The sequence below is a fragment of the Paenibacillus sp. FSL M7-0896 genome (assembly GCF_037975415.1).
GTDB classification, from domain to species: Bacteria; Bacillota; Bacilli; order Paenibacillales; family Paenibacillaceae; genus Paenibacillus_AQ; species Paenibacillus_AQ silagei.
Genome location: NZ_CP150250.1, coordinates 7600752 through 7624518, shown reverse-complemented (window position 1 = coordinate 7624518; position 23767 = coordinate 7600752). Strand labels below are relative to the sequence as shown.

General features: G+C 53.5%; 18 protein-coding genes and 1 tRNA gene. 7 read left to right on the top strand and 12 right to left on the bottom strand.

Annotation, left to right across the window (positions count from 1 at the left end; genetic code table 11):
* Positions 1 to 36 precede the first annotated feature (36 nt).
* Positions 37 to 1167: an IS4 family transposase gene (locus MKY12_RS33245; RefSeq protein ID WP_339250465.1), complete on the bottom strand. Its 1131-nt coding sequence runs from the start codon at positions 1165 to 1167 to the stop codon at positions 37 to 39.
* A 220-nt stretch (positions 1168 to 1387) separates the two neighbouring features.
* Between MKY12_RS33245 and MKY12_RS33240 the strand changes: the two genes are divergently transcribed.
* Both MKY12_RS33240 and MKY12_RS33235 read left to right on the top strand, forming a co-directional pair.
* Entirely contained in the window at positions 1388 to 2383 is a 996-nt protein-coding gene (locus MKY12_RS33240; protein WP_339312302.1) for a BadF/BadG/BcrA/BcrD ATPase family protein, read from the top strand.
* Between the two features lie 6 nt (positions 2384 to 2389).
* Positions 2390 to 3703 (top strand): 6-phospho-beta-glucosidase, encoded by a 1314-nt coding sequence (locus MKY12_RS33235; protein ID WP_339312300.1) that lies wholly within the window; start codon positions 2390 to 2392, stop codon positions 3701 to 3703.
* 66 nt (positions 3704 to 3769) lie between these two features.
* Here MKY12_RS33235 and MKY12_RS33230 read toward each other — a convergent pair whose 3' ends face one another.
* Together MKY12_RS33230 and MKY12_RS33225 are read right to left on the bottom strand one after the other, a co-directional pair.
* On the bottom strand, positions 3770 to 4492 hold the full coding sequence (locus tag MKY12_RS33230) for a bZIP transcription factor (RefSeq protein WP_339252905.1): 723 nt from the start codon (positions 4490 to 4492) through the stop codon (positions 3770 to 3772).
* A gap of 133 nt (positions 4493 to 4625) precedes the next feature.
* Positions 4626 to 5441, bottom strand: a complete 816-nt coding sequence (locus tag MKY12_RS33225) for an AraC family transcriptional regulator (RefSeq protein ID WP_339312299.1) — start codon at positions 5439 to 5441, stop codon at positions 4626 to 4628.
* A 127-nt stretch (positions 5442 to 5568) separates the two neighbouring features.
* Between MKY12_RS33225 and MKY12_RS33220 the strand changes: the two genes are divergently transcribed.
* Positions 5569 to 6855, top strand: a complete 1287-nt coding sequence (locus MKY12_RS33220) for a Gfo/Idh/MocA family oxidoreductase (RefSeq protein ID WP_339312298.1) — start codon at positions 5569 to 5571, stop codon at positions 6853 to 6855.
* A 182-nt stretch (positions 6856 to 7037) separates the two neighbouring features.
* On the opposite strand, the gene MKY12_RS33215 is transcribed toward MKY12_RS33220, so the two are convergent.
* A tRNA-Leu gene (locus tag MKY12_RS33215) sits at positions 7038 to 7121 on the bottom strand.
* Positions 7122 to 7374: 253 nt separating this feature from the next.
* Between MKY12_RS33215 and MKY12_RS33210 the strand changes: the two genes are divergently transcribed.
* Complete coding sequence (locus tag MKY12_RS33210; protein ID WP_339312297.1) at positions 7375 to 9168, top strand: helix-turn-helix transcriptional regulator; 1794 nt, start codon at positions 7375 to 7377, stop codon at positions 9166 to 9168.
* An 84-nt stretch (positions 9169 to 9252) separates the two neighbouring features.
* Here the strand turns inward: MKY12_RS33210 and MKY12_RS33205 are convergent, their stop codons facing one another.
* Both MKY12_RS33205 and MKY12_RS33200 read right to left on the bottom strand, forming a co-directional pair.
* The gene (locus MKY12_RS33205; protein WP_339312296.1) at positions 9253 to 10158 is read right to left on the bottom strand and encodes an AraC family transcriptional regulator; all 906 of its coding nucleotides are present in this window, start codon (positions 10156 to 10158) and stop codon (positions 9253 to 9255) included.
* Between the two features lie 108 nt (positions 10159 to 10266).
* Positions 10267 to 11154: a GNAT family N-acetyltransferase gene (locus MKY12_RS33200; RefSeq protein WP_339312294.1), complete on the bottom strand. Its 888-nt coding sequence runs from the start codon at positions 11152 to 11154 to the stop codon at positions 10267 to 10269.
* 189 nt (positions 11155 to 11343) lie between these two features.
* On the opposite strand from MKY12_RS33200, the gene MKY12_RS33195 reads away from it, so the two are divergent.
* Positions 11344 to 11736: a hypothetical protein gene (locus MKY12_RS33195; protein ID WP_339312292.1), complete on the top strand. Its 393-nt coding sequence runs from the start codon at positions 11344 to 11346 to the stop codon at positions 11734 to 11736.
* A 99-nt stretch (positions 11737 to 11835) separates the two neighbouring features.
* Here the strand turns inward: MKY12_RS33195 and MKY12_RS33190 are convergent, their stop codons facing one another.
* The 3 genes from MKY12_RS33190 to MKY12_RS33180 form a co-directional block, all read right to left on the bottom strand.
* Positions 11836 to 13122, bottom strand: a complete 1287-nt coding sequence (locus MKY12_RS33190; protein WP_339312290.1) for a glycoside hydrolase family 18 protein — start codon at positions 13120 to 13122, stop codon at positions 11836 to 11838.
* A gap of 175 nt (positions 13123 to 13297) precedes the next feature.
* The gene (locus MKY12_RS33185; RefSeq protein ID WP_339312288.1) at positions 13298 to 16084 is read right to left on the bottom strand and encodes a glycoside hydrolase family 3 C-terminal domain-containing protein; all 2787 of its coding nucleotides are present in this window, start codon (positions 16082 to 16084) and stop codon (positions 13298 to 13300) included.
* Between the two features lie 310 nt (positions 16085 to 16394).
* On the bottom strand, positions 16395 to 16586 hold the full coding sequence (locus tag MKY12_RS33180) for a hypothetical protein (RefSeq protein ID WP_036726332.1): 192 nt from the start codon (positions 16584 to 16586) through the stop codon (positions 16395 to 16397).
* A 195-nt stretch (positions 16587 to 16781) separates the two neighbouring features.
* Here MKY12_RS33180 and MKY12_RS33175 point away from each other — a divergent pair, with 195 nt between their 5' ends.
* Positions 16782 to 18092 carry a putative DNA modification/repair radical SAM protein gene (locus tag MKY12_RS33175; RefSeq protein ID WP_339315026.1) on the top strand — a complete coding sequence of 437 codons (1311 nt, stop codon included), beginning with the start codon at positions 16782 to 16784 and terminating at the stop codon, positions 18090 to 18092.
* A complete protein-coding gene (locus MKY12_RS33170) occupies positions 18092 to 18979 on the top strand; it encodes a TIGR03915 family putative DNA repair protein (protein ID WP_339312286.1) in 888 nt (295 codons plus the stop codon). Before MKY12_RS33175 ends, MKY12_RS33170 begins: the two co-directional genes overlap by 1 nt.
* A gap of 66 nt (positions 18980 to 19045) precedes the next feature.
* Here the strand turns inward: MKY12_RS33170 and MKY12_RS33165 are convergent, their stop codons facing one another.
* The 3 genes from MKY12_RS33165 to MKY12_RS33155 all read right to left on the bottom strand — a co-directional run bounded on the left by MKY12_RS33165 (position 19046) and on the right by MKY12_RS33155 (position 23666).
* Positions 19046 to 21430, bottom strand: a complete 2385-nt coding sequence (locus MKY12_RS33165) for a phosphoketolase family protein (protein WP_339312284.1) — start codon at positions 21428 to 21430, stop codon at positions 19046 to 19048.
* A 277-nt stretch (positions 21431 to 21707) separates the two neighbouring features.
* Positions 21708 to 22430, bottom strand: a complete 723-nt coding sequence (locus MKY12_RS33160; protein WP_339252879.1) for a GntR family transcriptional regulator — start codon at positions 22428 to 22430, stop codon at positions 21708 to 21710.
* A gap of 93 nt (positions 22431 to 22523) precedes the next feature.
* A complete protein-coding gene (locus tag MKY12_RS33155; RefSeq protein WP_339252877.1) occupies positions 22524 to 23666 on the bottom strand; it encodes a response regulator in 1143 nt (380 codons plus the stop codon).
* Positions 23667 to 23767: the final 101 nt, after the last annotated feature.

The following is a 23767-nucleotide window of genomic DNA, read 5'->3' as shown; positions in this document are numbered from 1 at the left end:
TAGTTGCACCAAATACAGGCGTGTTGATTACCCATATTATGGGATGACAAAAACACCTAAATGTTCTTTACGCCTGAGCTGATTAAGCTGAACCTGCCACTCCAGCGGAAGATTAAATATACGCCAGTACTGCATAAATTCCCATAGAGTCAGCTTAGCAAAGACCGGTACCTTCGGATGAATTTCATCAAAAATGTATTTCAGAAGCACATACGCGGTAAGGGCCACAAACAATTGGCTATACACTGCATTTTCGGTGGTTCCAAACAGACAAGGGACATTCAAATGCTGTTTCACCCAGCGGAAAAAGACTTCAATCTCCCAGCGTGCTTTGTAAATTTCAGCAATCACGTGAGCGGACTCTTTTCTCAAATCAGTGACGACCCGTACGACTTCGCCCCGGTCATTTTCAAATTCAACGACGCGGTGGCGCTGGGCGGATCGGTGTTTCCCTTGACCGATATAACAGGTGATATCGCGTACAATTTTGCTGTCTCCCTCTGCCGGTCGCTGACGTTTTCGCGGCAACACCAAGTGGAGATTGTCTTTCAAACGAATCACAAAGGACTGACCTTGCTGCACATATTGATCCAATCGACCGATTTTTCCATATGCCCGATCCTGGACTAGAAGGTAGTCCTTATCGGCCAAGACTTCTCCAAATGGAGCGTCATTGCGCCGGGCAATCGATTCGACCACCTTCACGGGTGAATGCTGTCCATGCGAGAAGGCCACATGCAGCTTGATACCTCCTCTGAATTTTTTATACGGAGCCCAAGACATACGGGAGTTTGCCGCCGTAACCGTCGTAGAGTCAATAAGCAGAAGATCTTTAGGCAGATTCAGGTGCCGCCGGGTTTGCCGGTTACATTTCTGGACGAGCATTTGAAACAAACGCTTGAAGATATCGTAAGGCACTTCACCGGCTTTGCCCGAAAGAGTGGAGTAATGAACCTTGGGCAAATCGTAGTTCGAGCCCACCCGAGCACTTTGACGAAAGCCATCCCATTTGTGGTAGCAGGCTTGGATAAAGTAGTCGAACAACACACCGACAGTCATTTTGATTCCTGTATCCTCGTAGTTCTTGGTTTGCCCAGTCACCATTTCGACTTCTTCCGGAGTTAATACTTGTTTGAACACGGCCAGGAATGGGGTATTATTATTCATGAGGTCGCCTCATTTCGGTTTGGTTTGGTCGTACTTACCATTACCCGAAATGGCGGCCTTTCTTGTCCCTTTTTTTGGGAAATCAACACGCTTACACCAAATACAGCTAAACAGATATTCGGCGGTCCATCTGCCGATTTAGTTGTACAGAATGCATTTAAGCATGCCTCTGAAGCATCTTGCACCGGCATGCTCACCAAACGTTTAGGAGGTACAAACATTGGCTTACTACTTGGGGATCGATGGGGGAGGCAGCAAGACCTACGCCCTCATCAGCGATGAACAGGGCCGTATTCTAGGCAAAGGCCGGAGCGGCAACGGCAATCACCAGACCAGCGTGACGCAGGCGGAGAATAACATCCGCGAAGCGGCTTCCATGGCGCTGGCGGAAGCCGGGCTCCGGCTGGATCAGCTTCGGCAAGCCTATCTGGGGCTTGCCGGTGCTGACCGCCAGACCGATTATAACATTCTGCATCCGATGATCCGCCGCATCGGATTCACACAGTACACGATCAGCGGCGATACGATGATCGGCCTGCGGGCGGGGACGGACCGCCCCTACGGGGTGGCCCTGATCTGCGGCACCGGCACCAATGCGGCGGGCCGTAATCCGCAGGGCCGCCACTTCCAGTGCGGCGGGTTCGATTATATGTACGGCGATTTCGGCGGCGGCGGCGCGCTGAATATCGAGGTATTCCGCACAGTCATCCGGGCCTGGGACGGTCGCGAAGCGCCCACGCTGCTGACGGAGCCACTACTGAAGCTGCTCGGCTATGGGCGGGTGGAAGACATGTACGATGACTTCCTGGATCACGGGAAGCAGGTGCCGCTGGATGCGGCCCGCCTGCTTTTCCCGGCAGCGGCTGAGGGCGATGCCGCAGCGCTGGCGATCCTGAACCGCCAAGGCGTGGAACTGGGCAAGGCTGCGGCGGCCGTCATTCATCGGCTCGGTATGGAGAACGATGAATTTGATGTGGTCCTGGCCGGAAGCGTGCTGACCCGAGGCGACCGGGGCTGGATTCGCGGGCCGATTGAGCAGGCTGTGCATGAAGCGGCACCAGGCGCGGCAGTGGTCACCCTCTCCACCGAGCCTGTGGTCGGCGCTCTCTGGTCGGCGCTGGAGAGCGACGGGATCACCGTCAGCCAGGGTATGTATGAGACGATGCGTGCTTACAGGGAGTTCGAGCTTATTCCCGCTACCACCAGACAGGAGTGATTCATTGTGACAGCGAACCAAGGTCTTAAGATTGCCGTCATCGGCGGAGGGTCTTCCTATACCCCCGAACTGGTAGAAGGCTTCATCCTGCATCATAAGGAGCTTCCGGTCCGGGAGCTGTGGCTCGTAGATATTGAGGCTGGCCTGCATAAGCTGAACATCGTGGGCGCTCTGGCGAAGCGTATGGTGGAGAAGTCTGGCCTGCCGATCGAAGTCCATCTCACCACCGACCGCCGCGAGGCCATTGCCGGTGCGGACTTCGTCAGCACGCAGATCCGTGTCGGTATGCTGGATGCCCGTGCCCGTGACGAGGCGATTCCGCTGAAATACGGCGTGATCGGCCAAGAGACGACCGGCCCCGGCGGCATGCTGAAGGCACTGCGCACCATACCGGTCATTCTAGGCATCTGCCGGGATATCGAGGAGCTGGCACCGGACGCCTGGCTGCTCAACTTCACCAATCCCGCAGGTATGGTCACCGAAGCGGTCCTGCGGTACTCCAAGGTGAAGAGCATCGGTCTCTGTAATGCCCCGATCGGCCTGATCAAGCAGGTATCGGCCAAATATGACACTGCCCCGGACCGGATCTACGCCGAGTTCGTCGGCCTGAACCACCTGCACTGGATTACCCGTATTGATGTGGAGGGTGAAGACAAGCTGCAGGAGATGCTGGAGGATACCGCAGGCTACAGTGCAAAGAATGTTCCGGCACGCGAATGGAACCCCGAGTTCCTGCAATCGCTGCATGCCTTACCTTCGTATTATCTGAAGTACTTCTACATGACCGATGCGATGCTTGCGGAGCAGCAGGAAGCCGCCGCACAAGGCGGGAACCGTGCCGAAGTCGTCAAGCGTGTGGAGGAGGAGCTGTTCGCCATCTATAGCGACCTTGCGCTGAATGAGAAGCCGAAGCAGCTGGAGCAGCGCGGCGGAGCCTTTTATTCCGAGGCGGCCGTGAACCTGATGCGCTCGCTCTATAGCGGCACCAATGACATCCAGACACTGAATGTGGCGAACCGGGGCATCTTAGACTTCCTGCCGGACGATGCCAGCATCGAGGTCAACTGTGTCGTCACGAAGACCGGCCCCCTCCCGCTGTCGCTGACGAAGATTCCGCCGATGGCCAAGGGACTGATTCATGCTGTGAAGACCTATGAGCAGCTAGCCATCGACGCCGCCGTCACCGGTGACCGCAGCCTGGCGATCCAGGCGCTGGCCCATCACCCGCTCGTCCCTTCCGTGGAAGTAGCGATCGTCATGCTGGATGAGATGCTGGAGGCGAACAGGGAGTATCTGCCGGCCTTTTTCGCTCAGGACTAATCCCTTAACATCAATAAAGAGCCTATGCTAACCACAGATCACTCTGTGGCCGTACAGGCTCTTCTCTTATTTCTTTATGGTATAACGGTAGGTTTCGCCCTCAATCTCGAAATCCGCATATAGCGTCTTGCCACTCGACTTCACTTCATCAGGAACCTCGGCCATGAACACCAGAGTACCATACTTCAGCGGTCCAATCGTCGAGATATTGGTATAGGTGAAATCTTCACCGCCGTTCTTCTCCATCGTCGCGAAGGTGCTATATTCATATTTGTTATCGTATGTAACCTCCACCTCCGCTACTCCACCCGCATTGATGGCTTGACCTGCGAGATTTTTCACCTTCAAAGTGATCGCCAGATAGGTTGTGCCCGGTTCCTTGGCTTCGTAGTAGGTGTAGTATGACCCCGGATTCGATGGATTAACCTTCTTTCCAAATGAGGTCTTGGTAATGGTATACTCACCCGTTCCATCGATCGTGAGCGGCGTGCCTTTTGCGATCCGCTTGTGTTGTTCGCCGGAATCAGCGGCTGCCGGGCTGTCCCCGGTACTTATAAGTTCGGCCGTACCGCCTTCCTCTTTCGCTGTCACAGGCCTCACAACAAGGTCTCTTTTCAGCGCTTCATTTTCTTCCTTTAAAAACTTGTTCTCCTTCTTCAGCTCACTAATCTCTGCCTTCAGCTTCTCCGTGCGATCTCTGCCAGCGCCTGCACTGCCCGAAGAACAGCCGGTTACGGTTACCGCTAGCATAGCAGCAACGAGCCAGAGACCGCCTGACTTCATTGTCATAGGACACCCCAATATTTGTATTTCAATCTTCATTATTATAAGACAGACTCTGTGTCAAAAGATAGAAAGATATGTAAAATCCCCACAGCTATTGTCGAATGAAATAGCGGATGGCCGATGCGAGCCGTAATCGTCACCCCCGGTGTTGCTTGCGGTACTGCAAGGGTGAACGTCCTGTAATGGCCTTGAACACCCGCCCGAAATGCGCAATGCTCTCAAATCCCGTCTCCGCCGCCACCCGGGTGACCGGCCACTTCGTCTGCGTGAGCAGTACCTTCGCCTCACGGATGCGGACATAGTTCAGGTACTCAATGATGGTGAAGCCTGTGGTCTGCTTGAAAATCCGGCACAGATACGTAGCGCTGATGAAGAACCGCTCGGCAATTCCCCCAAGACTCAGCCGCTCGCTGTAATGGTTGTCCAGGTATTCGATGATGCCGTATACCCGGCGCTGCCCCTCGCTCTGCTCCGGTGAGACCAGGGCGGGCTTCGCCCTCCTTATCCGCTCCAGCGTAATCAGCAGTTGCAGCAGCAGCATCCTTGTATATTCAGTGCTCCAGCGCAGCCCCTCCTTCTGTTCCTCCTGCATCGCCTGGAGCAGGTCTGTGATGAGTCCCTGTTCATGCGCCGTAGGCCGCAGCAGGAAGCTCTCCCCTTCGAACACATTCATCCAGTCTGCCCCGGGTGCCACCGGCTCCAGATAGGCATCGTCAAAGCTGATCAGCACCCGCTCATGCGGAAGATGGCTTCCGCCGGTTGTGCGGTGCAGATGATTTTTGTTAATAAACACGAGGTCTCCGGCTTCCAGCGCGTACCTTCCGTTACGGATATAATAGTGCCGCTCCCCGGATAGCAGATAATATATTTCGTAGAAATCATGGAAATGGTCGGTGTCCATATTGAAATGCCCGATGCGCTTCAGCTGCTCAATCTGAAAAATAGGTTCCACCCTGCACCAAGCCTCCTGAAAGGATAAGATAAGCACACTTTTGAGCAAAAATAACTAAATACCGTTTACTTTCTGCATTTTCTATACTATAAAATAGAATCAAATCCAAGTAAATGGAGTGATCCCCTTGTCCAAAAAGAAATATGCACTTGTCGGCACAGGCGGCCGGGCTGAATTTTTCTATGGCGCTCTTGTTACCGCTTACAACGAAACCTCCGAGCTGGTGGCCTTCTGCGATGTCAATCAGACGCGGATGAATTTCGCCAATCATATGCTTACGGGCAAATACGATTATCATGAAGTTCCTACGTACAAGGCTGAAGACTTCGACCGGATGATCACCGAGACCCGGCCCGACTTCGTGCTGGTGACTACGATTGACCGGACGCATCACAAGTATATTATCCGCGCTATGGAGCTGGGCTGTGATGTCATTTCCGAGAAGCCGATGACGATTGACGAGGAGAAATGCCGGGAGATCTTCGATGCGATTGAGCGCACCGGCAAGAATCTGCGGGTAACCTTCAACTACCGCTATGCGCCGCATAACACGAAGATCCGTGAGGTCATTATGGATGGCGTCCTGGGTGAGATTCTATCCGTGAACTTCGAATGGCTGCTGAATACCCAGCATGGAGCGGACTATTTCCGCAGATGGCACCGCGACAAGCGGAACAGCGGCGGCCTGCTGGTGCATAAATCGACGCATCACTTCGACCTGATGAACTTCTGGCTGGGGTCGCAGCCGGACACGGTTTTCGCCATGGGCGATCTGCGCTTTTACGGGAGAGAGAATGCCGAGAAACGGGGCATCACCGAGTTCTATCAGCGTGCCTACGGCAGCAAGGCTGCCGAGAACGACCCGTTCGCGCTTCACCTGGACCGTAACGAACACCTGAAGAGCATGTACCTGGACGCCGAGCATGAGGACGGGTACCAGCGCGACCAGAGCGTATTCGGGGACAATATCAGCATCGAGGACACCATGAATGTTATGGTCAAATACAAGAACAAGACCGTCATGAACTATTCGCTTAACGCATATATGCCGTGGGAGGGCTTCATCATCGTGTTCAACGGGACTCAGGGCCGGATGGAGGTGCGGATTACCGAGCAGTCCTACGTCAATTCCGGCGGTAAAAAAGAAAACGAAGGCGCGCTGGAAGGCGTCAGCATTATGATCTATCCGCACTTTAAGGAGCCTTACCGCGTAGAGTTCGAGAGCAGCAGCGGCGGACACGGCGGCGGTGATCCGGTGCTGTTGAGCGATATTTTTGATAAAAAGCAGGAAGACCGCTTCAACCGCGCAGCTTCGCACAAGGACGGCGCGATGTCCATTATGACCGGCATTGCCGCTAACCGCTCCATGAAGACCGGCCAGCCGGTGCGGATTGCTGACATCTGGCAGGAGTAAACTAGCGTGTGGTCTCGCAGCAGCGATGAACCCCGCACGATAATGCAGAAGCCCCCCCCTTTGATCACGGGTACGTGGTGGAAGGGGGCTGTATTCGGTTTTTAGCATATATTCTATTCACAGCAAAAAAAAGACCCTTCATTTAAGAAGGGCCTTCGCTTGCATCACGGTTAAAACCATTATGCGGTCAAGAGGACTCGAACCTCCACGATATTGCTACCACTGGCACCTGAAGCCAGCGCGTCTGCCAATTCCGCCATGACCGCAAAGAAAACATTCAATGCAACGCAAGAAGTAATATATCATGAATTCTTCAAAAGAACAAGTCTTTTTTATTAATCATGGTTAAAGCGGGACAAGCCACTTTGAGAAGGGGTCTAGCTGGTGCGTCATAGCTAGCCTCAACTTACAGTTGATTACGTTATACCGCGTGCCCTACTCCAGTATATGGGTTATTTCGAGAACGGAGATTATAATAGACTTACGACGTCGGAATCCATTATAGGAGTTGTACTGAGTATGATCGTAAGTGACAAAGTTGGCAAACGAATTGCTACCCTCCGCAAAATAAAAGGCTTGTCCCAGGAACAATTAGCGGAACTGCTCCATGTCAGTGCACAGGCGGTATCCAAATGGGAGACTGGCAAGTCTCTGCCGGAGACAGCCACCCTTCCCCTGCTATCCGCCGCATTGAACCACTCGATTGACAGCATTTTGCTGCCCCAGGAGCTTGTGGTGCTCTCTGCAATCTATACAGATGGACAGCAGGAGCTGGATGTTACCCAGCTTGTGAACCAGTTCGTAGCCTCAGACCGCTTAAGCTTACTCCCCGGGGAGCACCTCTTTCCCCACTCATGGAATGACGGCCGCCTGAAGCTGCTGCTTGTCACCTATGAGACCCCTGACGGCATATATTCGACCTTTGTGCTGAAGGACCAGCTGCTTACGATAGATATCCATTCGAACGGGTATGTCTCAACCAGTGATGAGCTGCAGATTATTGCTGCGCATTATGGGAATGAACAGGCACACCGTAGCGTTGCAGCCAAAATGAAGCATTATGAGCATTTCCGCTGGACTCAGTTCACCGCCACACATGAGCTGTTTCCCAGTCTGATCGACTGCGGGGGTCAGGACTACCTCCTGCTGGTCTATCTGAATGCAGAAGGTATTCATGCCGTAAGCTGCGCGGAAGGCGAACAGATTCATTACAGCCGGGACCGCAGCCATCTCTATCAGACCCACTCCTCCCGGGATCAGTGCATTATTGAAAAGATTCCGCGGCTGGGCTTCGGACGGGGTCGGGATTGCTCCTGGGCAGGAGCCATGACGCTCGCTCTTACCGCCAGAGGCGTAGAGACCACCTACGAGCAGGTGATGGGCTATTCGGGAGCCTGCTGGAGAATGGCTTTTGAACCGGTATGGGACTACAGCGCTGCGGATGCCCTTGTCGTCTATGACTACTCCATTCCCGCCTGCAAGGCTTATGGACTAAGTGCCCGCCGGGCCAACCGGTTGGAGCCGCAGCAGCGCACAGCCGAGAAGCTGGCGATTCTGGAGGATATCCGCCAAGGCAGACTGCCACTTGCGATTAACCTCAGGGTAGCGCCGGAGTGGGGAGTCATTACAGGATATCTGGCCGAGGGGGATGTGCTGCTGTGCCGCAGTTATTTTGACGATGAGACCTTCAGTGAGCTTGAAGCTGATCCTGAGTTCCAGGCTCATATGAGGATAAGCCAAGGGTATCTCCATGTGGATCAATGGCCTTACCGGATTATCAGGCTGGGAGATCAGATGGAGGCCCCGTCTGCACTTGAGAATCTATATGCATCGCTGCGCGTTAAGCTGGAGTCTATGCAGGCTGAGACCCTGTCCAACAGCAGCTCTTATGCTATAGGATACAAGGCGCTGGAGCTATGGAGAGAGGGACTGCAGGATCACCCTTGGTATGCCGCAGCGGACGAAGAAGCCTTCAGCCGCAGGTTATCCGTCAATCACTTCTGCATGATGGCCCTGGCAGATGCCCGCCGCTGCGCCGCCGCCTACTTACGCGACTCTCTGCCGCTGGTGCATGACCCTCACGAACAGGCTGCCTTATCAGAGATGGCTGCATTGTATGAAGCAATGGCAGCTTTGCTGGAAGACTTATATGAGGCATTACCCGACCCTGCTGTCCTCCGAAAGAAAGGCGCCTCCTCCAGACTCAGCTGGACCTCCCGGCAACGCGGGCAGCAGGCGGAATTACTGACGCGGATAGCCTCGATGGAGCACCGGGGAGATACTCTTGCACAAACGGTGCTGAGCCTCGCCTAAGGGAACGTTGTTGTGTAACCTGACAGGCAGCAGCTTAAGCAGAAGCGCCGAACGCTTCTGCTTAAGCCAGACTGCTGTCTGAAGTTAGTCTGATTTACGGACCGGCCGCAGCACCGCATACCCGTAACCCTCGGGGAAATGCCGCTGATAATCCTGCTTCTCCTCTTCATCCCACACATAGCCCATAACCGCAGGATCATAATTCCAAGCAACTTCCTCAACGATACGCATCACCTGCCCATTATCCTGCAAGTAATCAAAGGGCGGATGAAAAAAGACCAGGTACTCCGATTCCGGGATATCCCAACACTCCATGCCCTCCGGAACCGCCCCGTCATAGTCAGCCGCGACAAGGATACCATACAGATAGCCTTTGCGCCCCTCCTGATAGAACCAGCCTGCCGTCTGGCCGAGCTGCCCGGGAAGCGTATGATGCGACATGCTCTCAAGGGTTCCGGAGACCTCATCGCAGTCATGCCCATTCTTCCAGAATCCTCCGTAATTGTTAGAGCCGATATCGCGGATGCCGATAAACTTATGCGCCGGTATGAACTCAAGCCTAATCTCTGCTTCCTGCAAATGTACCTGTCTCATTCTATCCCGCTCCCTGATCAGATAATGATAAGGAGAGAACACCTCGGCACGAATAGCCAGCGGAATCGGCTTTGGAGCCTGGCGGTAGGCATGTGGAGTGAGCTTGAAGGCTCTGAGAAAGGCCCGCGTGAACGCCTCCTGGGAGGAAAAGCCGAACTTTACGGCAATATCCAGAATGCGCGCATCCGTGTCCCTAAGCTCCAGTGCCGCCCGGCCAATCCGGCGCTGCCAGACATAATCCCGCAGCGTCATCCCGGTCAGCGCATGAAATTGCCGGGTGCAGTAATACGGCGAATACCCTAGCTGCTCCGACATCTCCAGCAGCGTAGGCGAAACCGCCAGATCCTCCTCCACCCAGTCAATCATGCGCTGGACCATCTCATTCCATTCGTACATTGATGTCCTCCTCCTTTCACTGCTAATTTTAGCAGAGGCCTAGTGTGTATATATGACTTGAGTTGTGGTGCCTTTAATCCTATTTGTATCTTCACAATTTGTATATTTTCAGAACATCCCGCCCCCAACAAGGATATGCTTCATGACCCGGTCCCTGTTGAATCCGTTCTTGTCGTAGAAGCGGATGGCGGCTGTATTCTCCTCGCTGACAACCAAGCTGATACTCGAATAACCCAGCCCTTTGTACTTCTCTGCCAGATAGGCAATCAGTTGCCTGCCTATGCCCCGGCTTCTTTCTTCAGGCCCGATGCATAGGTATTCCAGATGAAGGGTACCCGTCCGTGCATTTCTTCTTACTATTATGTATCCGGTGAACCGGCCCTCGTTAAGAACAGCGTGAACGTCATATTCACTGTTGCTGCTGTCTTCTATCTCTGCAGTAATCTCCTTAGGGGTGAGAATTGCGCCTTGAAATTGCTGATTATGCAGATCGAGAATCTGCCCGGTCCACCTGGAGGCAGGCTCTGTGACGGGCAGAACAGACAAGCCAGGGTGCATGTGACGGCTGCTGTCAGGCGCTGATGCTGTAGCGATCGAGTAGTGGTAATGCGTGTTCACCTTCTCGGCTTGATAGCGGGCAGCGTATTCCATGAGCGGAGTATTATCACCACTAATAAAAAGATGGATATACCTTATAGCTCCCGCTTCAGCGGTCTCACTCACATAGTTGAATAAGAGCCGGAGCTCTTCTTCAGGGTGAGCTGAATAATAGGGCCCCCATACCTCAATATCCTCTTGCCCATCCCCAACGTCATAGATGTCCAGGATAACCACGCCAGTAATACGTTCTCCTTCATACAGCACCAGACTTGCTTCCTCCATACCGTCACTAAGGTCATGCATAACATCCTCCAGCGTACTGCCTACATACCCGCACAGCTGGTCTCCTGTATTACGGGCGCAGATGAACGCCGCTAACTTCCCGATATCGGTCAAACGGATCTCCCCCTAATCATAGAATGACTATTGTAATATAATTCCACTTATCTACTAATAGTACGCTATCCCGCCCCCAAAAACAGCCCCGGGTTGTTCAAAAATAATCCGCAGAACTCCATACCCGCACAAGCCGCCCCCAAGGTTCTGAGTAAAATAGAGTAAATAGAACAGTGAGGTGAATGACGAATGGCAAATTCAACAAAGCTCCGCAAGCGGGCACAGCAGCTGAAGGGCCAGCCGGTCTGCATCACTTTGCATAATGGGCGTTCCTATGTAGGGTGGATTACAGACCTGAACCAGGAGGCGGTGATTCTGTCCAGACCCGGCACACGTAAGGGGTCATCCCCGAAACGGAAATCCTCTTCAGCTGCGCGCAGAGCAGAGGTGTCCGGCTTCATGCCTCTACTCGGCTCGCTGATGGGCGGGGGAGGCGGGGCGGCCGGTATCGGCGGGGGTCTCGGACGGTTCATGGGCATGTTCGGAATGGTGCAGAAGGCCATGCCGGTGATGAAGATGGGCTACAATATGATCAAGTCAATCCGGCCTTTTCTGGGCGGGCTCAAGGGCTTAATGGGCTAACACTTATATTTTCAAAAAAACGGATGTGCCGCCATTTCGCATGGGCACATCCGTTTTGGTGTGGAGCTTCTTACCGCCGCTGGCAGCAGGGTCTCCGGTCTATTTTTTGACCACCTTGAAGTTATCCGTAAGCAGCAGCCAATTCTGCGGAAAAGGCAGGCCCAGCTTCCAGTAGCTGATGCCCCGCAGCCCTAACTCCTTGATCAAATTGAACTTGGCTTGAATCGAGCGGGCATCCTCAAACCATACCTCATGCTGCCGCCCCTCGTCATCGGTGTAATTGAAATGCGGCGCCTGGGCTCTATAGTCATATTGAATGGCTGCATTCCTGTTCCTTGCAAGATCAATGGCCGCCTGCGGACTGAGCGCTTTGGCATATTGTCCGCCCGCTACGTAAGGTAACGTCCAATCATAACCGTACAGATTCTGGCCCATCATGATTTTACCGGCAGGCATCTCGCTTGCTGCATAGGTCAGCACCTGACGGACAGGCCCGATCGGCGAGACAGGCATCGCCGGCCCCCCGCTATAGCCCCATTCATACGTCATAATAATGACGAAGTCGGCCACCTCGCCGTGGACCTTATAGTCATGCGCCGTATACCAGGCCCCAACCTGTGACGCGCTGGTCTTGGGGGCAAGGGCGGTGGACAGCAGGAAGCCCTCCTTATGAATGACCTCTGCCGCTTTCCGCAGAAAAGTATTGTACGCTTCACGGTCCTCCGGCCGGAGAAACTCCAGATCAAAGTGGATATCCCGGAAGTTCAGCCGCTTCGCTTCCGCGATGATGTTCTCAAGCAGCCGGTCCTGAACCTCCTGATCATTCAGAATAATGCGCCCGAGCTCCGAGCTGAACTGGGCATCCTCCAGATTCGTCACGACCATCATCAGCGTCACCTGTTGCTCTGCGGCAATGGAGGCGAGGCCGTCCAGGGGCGGCGGGACCAGCGTTCCGTCCCGCTTGATCCGGAAGCTGAACGGTGCGAGATAAGTCAGCTCAGGAGCAGCCTCACGCGCAGCATTCTGCAGCGGCTGGGAGACACTCTCTCCCCGGGGCTCCACATACGCGTTCACTTCCGCCTGCCGCCTCGGTCCAGGGGGAAGGTATAGACGGAGCCCGACTTGTAGCGGCTGATTCAGTGTCAGCCCGTTCACCTCCGCCAGCTCGCTTGCCTTCAGGCCGAACCGCTTAGCGATGCTGTAGAAGCTGTCGCCCGGCTGCACCCAATAATACTGCCCGGCAATCGGGATTACCAGCGCCTGCCCTGCCACCAGGCTTCCCGGCGCAGAGAGCTGATTCGCCTCAGTTATCGTATCAGTGCTTACTCCGTAGGCCTGCGCAATGCCATACAGCGTCTGGCCCGGCTGCACTACATGTATTTGCATACGTTCCTGCCATCCCTTCATAGTAGCCTTTTTATCTCTATTTTATTCGGCGGCCCTGCGGGTATGCGGAATCAGGCGGATATCAGGACAACCCCTTAGCATGTAAATTCTTGTATTTGCAAAAAAAGACACCCCGGAGGGTGCCTTGCTGCTCATGCTATAAATGATCCTGATGCTATACCTGTTTGAATTCAATCCATTCAACCTGCAGGCCGGGCTTGACGAAGTCCAGCTTCAGCTCATACCGTCCGGCTTGCAGTTCAACCTTGACCAGCTTCTGCCGGATCCACCGGCCTTCCGTTCCGTTCGTCTGAATGGTGGTTACCGCTTGTCCATTCAGGGTCAGGTTGCAGGCGCTCTGCGCAAGCTCAGGCTCAGGAGACATGATGCTGACAATAATGCGGTACTGGCCCGCCTCGTCAGCCTGAATATAGGTCGGCCCGGACACAGCAGGGGTTACCTGAGCGTTCTCGCTCAGCACCTGCACCTGCTCAGCCCCGATAGCCGGATCAGCCTTGAACGTATCGACCGCTTCAATAATCTCGTGCTTTCTGGAGAATACCGGCGCCTTCATGATGAACTCACAGATATTGATCGCGCAGCGTTGAAGCTCCCCGCGGGTAAGCGTGCCGTTCTCCAGAGATGCAATTGTATTGTCATCGTAAGCATTAACCTCTGCCCCATAATTACTAACGACCATGTACAGATCGTTCTGGGCGCGGACCATCCAGTTCATATTCTTACGGTCTGCCGGCCCTCCGTTCACCACATCGTTCATGATCGCCCACCAGTCGGTCATGACGATCCCCTGGAAGCCCCATTCGCCGCGAAGCAGCGTGGTGTTGAGGTCATAGTTGGAAGCCGCCCAATGCCCGTTCACCGGGTTGTAGGAGGTCATGATCGAATTGGCTCCGCCCTGCTTAACCGCGATTTCGAAGCCCTTCAGGTAGATCTCACGAAGCGCGCGTTCCGATACGACAGCATCGACCTTACTGCGGTGCTTCTCCTGGTTGTTGCAGGCAAAATGCTTCAGCGTCGCATTAGAGCCGCCCTTCATAATTCCGCGTGTGCATGCGGCAGCGAAGATTCCTGAGATCAGCGGATCTTCGGAGAAATATTCGAAGTTACGCCCGTTGAGCGGGCTGCGCCGGATATTCAGCCCCGGTCCCAGCAGTGCATCCACCTGGTTGCGCAATAATTCCTGGCCTTCCATAACATACAGTTCTTCCACCAGCTCCGCATTCCATGTAGCAGCCAGCAGGGTTCCAATTGATACCTGTGTAGCCTTCGCTCCACTGTCCATACGGATGCCGGAAGGGCCGTCCGCTGTAGCTGCAACCGGAATGCCGTAGCTGAACAGACTGTCGCTCACGCCCCCGAACGCCGATGCCGTACCCGGAGTTACCAGCGGGCTGCTCATTCCTTCGCCCCGGACAATCGCCGCCAAATCTTGGTCGCTTAGCTGGGCAATGAAGGTGCTCATGCTAACTTTTCCGTCATGGACATCTCTCAGGGTATATCCCTGATTGCCAGTCTGCGGAAGCTGCTGCGGCAGATTGCGTTCAATCCGCTCCGCCAGATCCACCTTGCGCGTTGGCACCTCGGAGGAGACAAGCTCATACGAACCGTCTGCCTTGCGGGCACCCGGCTTCATCCGCATGAAGCTCTCGGTAGGCGCCATGGCCTCTTGCAGCTGTTCCACGACCTTAAGCTCATCCAACACATAGCCTTCTTGTCCATCCAGAAGCACTGCTGATACCGCTTTGACGCTGGTTCCTGCATAGAAGCGGTAGGTTCCCGCTTCCAGCACATAAGCGGAAGCGTGCCCGGTCACTCCGGCGTCATCATAGGAAGCCATGGAATGGAGAGGGAAGCTTACAGTAAGACGCTGAGACTCGCCAGGCTCCAGCAGCTTAGTCTTAGCGAAGGCTGCCAGCGCTTTGGCCGGTTGACCCAGCTGTCCTTGCGGCGCTTCAACATACACCTGCACTACTTCTTTACCGGCATATACTGCTCCCGTATTCGTTACGGTAACGCCGATTTCAATCTGCGGCTCGCCCGCCTGGTTCACCAGCTTCGCTTCCTCCGGCTCCAGCTTGAAGGTCGTGTAAGAGATCCCGTAGCCGAATTCATACTGAACCTTATCGGGACAGAAGGTCTCGAAATAACGGTAGCCCACATAGATATCTTCCTCGTACAGGTTCTTGAACTCATTGCCGTAGTTGCGGGTCGACGGGTAATCCTCAATGGAATACGCGATGGTGTCCGTCAGCTTGCCGCTTGGCGTAACCTCGCCGGCCAGAACATCGGCGATCGCGTGGCCGCCCTCCATGCCGCCATGCCAGGAATAGATCACTGCAGAGATAGGGTTCACATAAGCGGCGTCATTTACCCAGCTCATATCGATAATGTTGGATACGTTGAGCACCACAATCGTCTGTTCAAAATGAGCCGTAACCGAGACAAGCATCGCCTTCTCATCTTCCGTCAGCCGGTAGCTGCCTGCGGTATCGGCATTATCCTGATCCTCGCCCGCCGTACGTCCAATGACCACAACCGCTTTGGCTGACTGGCTTCTTGCCTGTTTCACCAGCTCATCCGTAAGCGGCATTTCCTTCTGGTTCCACGGCTCCGCAGCCCATACCTTGCCGCCGTCATCGAACGGGTTAAGTCCGATCCAGGCCTCGTAGGCTGCAGCCAGCTCTTCATTCACGCTAATGTTCTTCTTGCTGCGCAGTCCATCCAGCAGATTGGTCGTATATGCAACGTGAACGCTACCGCCCGATCCTGTACCGCTGCGGTAATAATTCACCTGTATTCTGCCAAAAACAGCAACGCTCTCACCGTTACCCAGCGGAAGCACCTGTCCCTCATTCTTAAGCAGTACCGCACCTTCTGCGGCTACCGTCCGGCTAAATTCTGCAAAACCCTCTAACGGCACTCCAATGTTCTGTGTACTCAATTGGTTTCCTCCTGTATGTTCATTTCCCATGCTGTGGGTTGATTCTATAGATAACGCCCTCCCAGTAGGGATGTACGTTACCTTGAATCTGTATGGTCCTTCATATAGCATATCCTTCTAAGAATATAAGCTCCAGCCAGATTATTCAAGCACCGCTTGCCGGATCGCCGGGATGCAGACCTGTCTGCATAAATTTTTTTAGTTAAAAAGACAGTTCTAAAATAAAAAGACACCTGTGCGGGCGTCTTTCAAGCCTGTTCCTATGCAATCCGCTCCGCCTGAATAGATACGTCCGGATCTTCTATTTATTTCATCTGCGGCGGCGGCCCTTCATCATGCGGTTGTACATAATAAGAGCAGCAACAATCATGCCCAGCATGGCTACACTGCCTGCCGATTCCTGCGACATGCCGAACATAAGGCAAATACTTGTCACTAACTGTCTTGTCAGCAGCGCAACCGCAATCAGCATGATGGGCCGCCATATGTTATATCCTCTCACTTCAGCAACACTCCTAACCCGAATTTCAATAACCGTATGATTCCTCATTCCATGAACCATCAGTTTCTATTATAGCACAAGAAGGAATGCGCATACATTTTACTGGCGGCAAGGGAGGCGGAATGCACTTTTTGACAAGAACGTATGTTCGGGATATAATACCCTCATATGAGGGGGATTGAGACCGTGGATGTAATGGAGAAACTAGAGATTCTGACCGCTTCTGCCAAATACGATGTGGCGTGCACTTCAAGCGGTTCGGACCGCAAGGGCCAGACCGGGGCGCTCGGCAACACCACCGCGATGGGCATCTGCCACAGCTTCGCGGCGGACGGGCGCTGTATCTCGCTGCTGAAGGTGCTGATGACCAACGGTTGTGTATATGATTGTGCGTACTGTATCAACCGCAAGTCCAACCCCATCCGCCGGGCGGCCTTCACCCCCGAAGAGATCGCAGATATCACCATGCAATTCTACCGCCGTAATTATATAGAGGGACTATTTCTTAGCTCAGGCATTATGCGCAGTCCCGACTACACCACCGAGCAGCTGATCTCAGCGCTTGAGCTGCTGCGCAATGTCTATGATTTCAACGGTTATATTCATGTAAAAGCCATCCCCGGAGCAGACGATGCCCTGCTGTCCAGACTTGGGCTGCTTGCCGACCGCATGAGCGTCAACATTGAACTGCCCTCGCAGGAGAGTCTCGGACGGCTCGCCCCCGATAAAAGCAAGGTGTCCATCCTGAAGCCGATGGGGCTGATCACGAACCGGATCAAGGAGAACCGCTCCGATATCGTCCAGTATAATCACGCACCCCGCTTCGCTCCGGCTGGACAGAGCACCCAGATGATCGTGGGAGCCACGCCAGATACCGATTACCAGATCCTTAATCTGACGGAGGGCTTATACCACAAGTACGCACTCAAACGTGTCTTCTTCTCGGCCTACACCCCGGTGGTGGAGGATTCCCTCCTACCCGCTCTGGACACCAAGCCACCGCTGCTGCGCGAACACCGGCTCTATCAAGCCGATTGGCTCCTGCGCTTCTACGGCTTCAAAGCGAATGAATTATTGGATGAGGCCGTGCCGAACTTCAACCCGCTGCTGGACCCCAAATGCAGCTGGGCCGTTAACCACCGGGAGCAGTTCCCCGTTGAGATCAACCGCGCCCCGTACGAGATGCTGCTGCGTGTACCCGGCATCGGCGTAAGAAGCGCACAGCGGATCGTGAAGGCCAGACGGGCCGGATCGCTCGATTTCCATGCGCTGAAGAAGCTGGGCGTGGTCCTCAAGCGTGCCCAGTTCTTCATCACCTGTAAGGATAAGCCGCTGGAGGGGCTGAAGGTAAGCGAGCATACGCTGCTTCGCTCACTCATGTCCGGGGAGCAGCTCGCTCTCCAGCAGCCGCAGGTAGAGCAGCTCACGCTGTTCGACGACTTTAACCTCTCCACCTTGCCCGCCGCCGGGGACTGGAACAGCTTCAACAAGGGGGCGAAGGCCTGATGTTCAAGCCGTCCGCACTGGCGTACACCTATGACGGAAGCTTCGAGGGTCTGCTGTGCTGTGTATTTGAGAGCTATGCCTGGAAGGAGATACCGCTGGCGATTCATGCTGAAGGCGGGGAAATAGGCCTGCTGCTGGAAGCGAAATGGATTGAGACCGACAAAGACAAGGCCGCACGGGTACTGAAGTCCCTGCCGCTGCGGATCAGCCGCGAAGCCGAGGAGCTGGTGCGTCTGGGCTTCTGGAGCTGCGCTCCCGAGAAGGAAATGCTGCTGCTGAACTTCCTGTATCTCGGCTTCAAGCATGGCCGCAAGGTGATGAATATGCTGGCTGATGATACTGTTAACAGTCTGATGAAGGCCGTTCAGCAGCTCCGGCATGAAGCGCATCTGTATACAGGCTTCGTCCGCTTCTCTGTATACGGCCCGGTCATGGCCGCAGTCATTGAACCGCAGGGCTATGTGCTGCCTGTAATCCGGGAACACTTCTGCGACCGGTTCCAGGGGGAGAGCTTCATGATCTACGACCAGACGCACGGGGCGGCGCTGATTCATGAGCCCGGACGGGAGGCCATCGTTCCCTTAAGCGGGTGGACTCCACCCGAGCCCGATGAGACCGAGGAAGCGTACCGCCGCTTATGGACCGGCTTCTATCACGCCATCGGCATCAAGGAGCGCCGCAATGACCGGCTGCGTTCCTCTAAGATGCCGAAGCGCTATTGGAAGCACATGTTGGAGATGAATGGGAGTAATGGTGTCCCTGTACTCACCGCGGCGCAGCGGAAGAAGGTATTGCAGCCGGAGACCTCATCGATCCCGGACACCCCGGAGACCATAATCCAGCTCCAATCATCGGACACAAAAAGCGCCCCGCAGCCATCAACATGACTAACCGGGGCGCTCCTTAATTGAAGCCTACTATATTATTAATGAAATAACACTATCGTCCTAACCTTAGTTCAAAGCCTTCCATACCCAGTTCTCAACCTCTGGGAGGTCGATGCCCTCTTCACGGATGTACGCGTGGTGCTTCTGCACCATAGCATCCATCTCGTCAGCGATAGCCTGGTATTTGCTTGCTTCCGGCAGACTCAGCACCGCTTCCTTCGTGAGGTCGAAGCGGTCCATCTGGTTGAGTACACGCATATCGAACGGTGTCGTGATGTCGCCATTCTCGCGGTAGCCGTGCACATGCAGGTTATGGTTGTGGCGGTCGAAGAACAGGTCTTTGATCAGGCCTTCATAGCCGTGGAAGGCGAAGATGACCGGTTTGTCTTTTGTGAAAAATTGATCAAACTCATCGTCAGACAAGCCGCGCGGATCGAGCTTCTGGCTTCTCAGCTTCAGCAGATCTACCACGTTGATATAGCGGATCTTCAGCTCAGGCAGCTTCTCATGCAGGATCGAGATCGCAGCCAAGGCTTCCATAGTTGGTTCTGTACCGGAAGAAGCAATTACGAGATCCGGCTCGCCGCCTTTGTCGGTGCTGGCCCAGTCAATGATTTTGAGTCCTTTAGTTACCAGCTCCTGAGCTTCATCGGCCGAGAACCACTGCGGACGCGGATGCTTGGAGGATACGATCAGGTTGATCTTCTGACGGTCATTCAGGATCGTGTCGAATACAGCCAGCAGGCTGTTCGCATCGGACGGCAGATACTCACGGATGAATTCAGGCTTCTTGTCAGCCAGATGGCCGAGCAGACCCGGATCTTGGTGGGTATAACCGTTATGGTCTTGCTGGAACACGGTCGATGTAGCGATGACGTTCAGGGATGGAATATCTTCTCTCCAGGTCTGATCTGTCGCCTTGCGCAGCCACTTGAAGTGCTGGGTGATCATCGAATCGACCACGCGCAGGAACGCTTCATAGCTGGCGAAGAATCCGTGGCGGCCGGTCAGTACGTACCCTTCCAGAATCCCCTCTGCCTGATGCTCTGATAACTGGGAGTCAATGACACGGCCATACGGAGCGAGGAATTCATCCTGCGGTTCCTGAATGGCGTCCATCCATTGGCGCTTGGTCACTTCGAATACAGGTCCCAGACGGTTGGACATGGTCTCATCCGGTCCAAAGATCCGGAAGTTGCGGTTCTCTTCGTTGAGCGTAACAACCTCTTTCAGGTATTTCCCCAGCACGGCCATATCCTGCGCAATCACTTGACCCGGAACAGAATTATCCAAGGTGTAGTTGCGGAAATTCGGCTTGTGCAGGTCTTTGATCAGCTTACCGGCATTCGTTACCGGGTTCATCCCCATACGTCTGTCGCCGGTTGGCAGAATTTCGGCCAGATCCGCGTTCAGACGGCCGTTCGCATCGAACAATTCTTCAGGTCTGTAGCTGTTCAGCCATTCCAGCAGCGCCGGAGCATGCTTCATGTTTTTCTGATCCACAGGAATCGGTACCTGGTGTGCACGGAAAGAGCCTTCGTTCGGCACGCCATCCCACGATTTCGGACCGGTCCAGCCTTTAGGGGAGCGGAAGACCAGCATCGGCCATACCGGACGGGCAGTATCGTTATTTTCACGGGCATTCTTCTGAATGGCGGCAATTCTCTCTACGATCGTATCCAGCACCTTCGCCATTTCCGGGTGCATCAGATCAGGATTCTCACCTTCCACGAAGAATGCTTCCCAGCCGTTTCCGGCAAAATAGGCGGTTAATTCTTCTCTGCTCATCCGGGAGAGGATGGTCGGGTTACTGATCTTGAAGCCGTTCAAGTGCAGAATCGGTAATACCGCACCGTCTGTAATCGGGTTGATGAACCGGTTGGACAGCCAGGAAGCGGCCAGAGGACCGGTCTCTGCTTCGCCGTCACCTACAACTACAGCGGAGATCAGGTCAGGGTTATCCAGAATCGAACCCACGCTGTGCGACAGGGAGTAACCCAGCTCGCCGCCTTCATGAATCGATCCGGGTGTTTCAGGAGCTGCATGGGAGGCAACACCGCCAGGGAAGGAGAACTGCTTAAACAGCTTTTTCAGACCTGGGATGTCCTGAGTGATCTGCGGGTAGATTTCGGTGTAGGTTCCGTCAAGATAAGAGTTCGATACCATCACCTGACCGCCATGGCCCGGGCCTTCAATATAGAACATGTTGAGATCATATTTAGTGATAACGCGGTTCAGGTGCGCATAGATAAAGTTCTGCCCAGGGATCGTGCCCCAGTGTCCGATCGGCTTCACTTTGACGTCTGCATCCTTCAACGGTTCTCTTAACAACGGATTATCCTTCAAATAAAGCTGACCTACGGAGATGTAGTTCGTTGCACGCCAGTAAGCGTCAAGCTTTGCCAGATACGTTTTGGAGGAATAATCCACCTGTTCGATTGTTAATCCCATGTCTTCCACTCCCTAATCTTTTTCTTTGTAAATTGAATGTATCACTTCTACATTTACATCATACATCGGCATTTCAGAAATTCAATCTTTTTAGAAATTAATACGGTCCAATATTGTGAATTTTTGAACATAGTATGAATTCCTCTGCAAACCACGCACAAAAAGATGTTTATTTTTATAATTATGGATTAATTTGTCATGATAAAAAAACGCTAAAAAGACCGGGATTCCTCCCGGCCTGCTATACCTCAGTTATGCTATTTACACCGTCCATCCGTTAATGCACAGATACGAAAGTGTTAAACTTTAGATACTCGTAATGGAAGCGCATATGCGAGAATTCGAACGGCGTGCCGTTATCCAGGAAAAAGATCCCCTCCATAATCCCCACGGGTTCATTCTCTTTAAGATGGAGCAGCTCCTGATCATTCAGCAGTGAAGGCTCGGCAAAAATAGACAAAAAGGATTTGGTCACCGCCAGATTGCGCGACTCCTCCAGATAATGAAAAATCGACCCCTCAATAATCGTCTGGTCGAGATTTTGCACAATTTTGATCGGAATATATCCCGTCTCAATCATGAAGGGCGCACCTTCAAACAGGCGCAGACGCACGATCTTATACACGAAATCATGTGGCATCAGGAACAAATCCCGCTGAAGCTCCTCCGTGGGCCGGATGACCTCGAAGCTCAGCACCTTGATCTCCGGCTTCTTGCCGTGCATCTGGAAGTTATCCGACACCCCCAGATTAGAGCCTTCGTAATTGAAGATCGAATCGTTCTTTATATATAACGGATTGATGAAGGTGCCGGAGCCGCGTTTCTTGAAAATAATGCCCGAGCTCTCCATCTTCATCAGCGCACGCTTAATGGTACTGCGGCTAACCTGATACGCCTCGCTGAGACTACGCTCATCCGGCAGCTTCATATCGGCGTACTGCCCGGCAAAGATCTTCGTTTTGAGGTCAGCAATAATCTGCTTGTAGACAAATTGGGTCATGGGGTGCTCCTTCGTCGGATCTTTGCAGAACAAGTTCATTCAAGATTAAATATATCATAATTTAGATAGGGCAAAAAGGATGAATCCACGGATTCACCCTTTTTGACGCTTGTTATCCCAATCCCTATACCATTTGACAATCTCCCGGCTCGGTTTCTCCGCAACCTCTGCTTCCATGACCGTTTCCAGCAATACATACTGTCTTTGCACCAGAAAATGAAAGCCCATTCTATCCGATATTTGCATGTACAATAATTGCGCCTGCTCCTCTAACGGATAGCGGGTGCAGACCTGTTCAATGTGCTTGAAGGCCTGTTCATATTCTGCATTCCCCATATACCAGCGGACCAGATTCAGCTTCAGCCGAATCCACTGCAGCTGGAATCTCTGCCGCTCAAGCTCCGCCCACACATAATCGTACCCCTCCAGATATTCGCTCTTGAACAGCTTCAGGATTCGTTCGTATTCGGGCAGTGTGTCATTCGAGAGCTCTAACCCCGCTTGGATAAAGCGGTCAAACTCATCAACGTCCAGGCAGATTCCATTCAGCTTGAGCAGATAGCCGTCCGCCGTATTTTGCAGGAGAATCCGTTCTCTGCTGAAGGGCTCCAGCATCTTGCGGATATGATACACAGCCGTATATAACTGCGGATAGGCCCTGTTCGGATCAAAATCAGCCCACAGCAACTCAATCAGAGTGGCTTTACTGACCACTTTGCCGCGATGATGCAGCAGGTAAAAGAAGATTTCCTGCGCCTTCGCCGTTCTCCATTGCAGTGACGGAAGCTCCTGACTCCCTTCGTAGATCCGGAAGGCATCGAGCATCAGCATTCTCCAGCTTGTCTGCGCTGACGCTGCCTGGGCTGCCAGGCCAGGCTTCTGCTGAGCATTCAATCTCCGAACTGTAAGCTTCAGACGGTCCGTATGAATCGGCTTAAGCAAATAATCCAGGGCATTCAGCTCAAAAGCCTTGATCGCATACTTATCATATGCCGTTACGAATACAACCTGCAGATCGGGTCTCCGTTCCAGCAGCCTTTCCGCCAGTTCAATCCCGCTCAGCTCCGGTAAATGAATATCGAGAAACACAATATCGGTCTCGGTCTCCTCTACCTTTTGCTGCCCTTGCAGCGGATCGGTATATTTGCCGATAATCTCGAAACAACCAAGCGCATGCAATTGGCGTTCCAAAGCCTTTAGTGCCAATTCTTCATCGTCAATCAGGATTGCTCTCATTCGGATCTCCTTCGCAACTGGAAATCGGTACGGTTTTATAACCATTATACTTCAAATTTAATGATTTAGGGGCTGGAGGAGAAATGATCTCTCCTCCAACC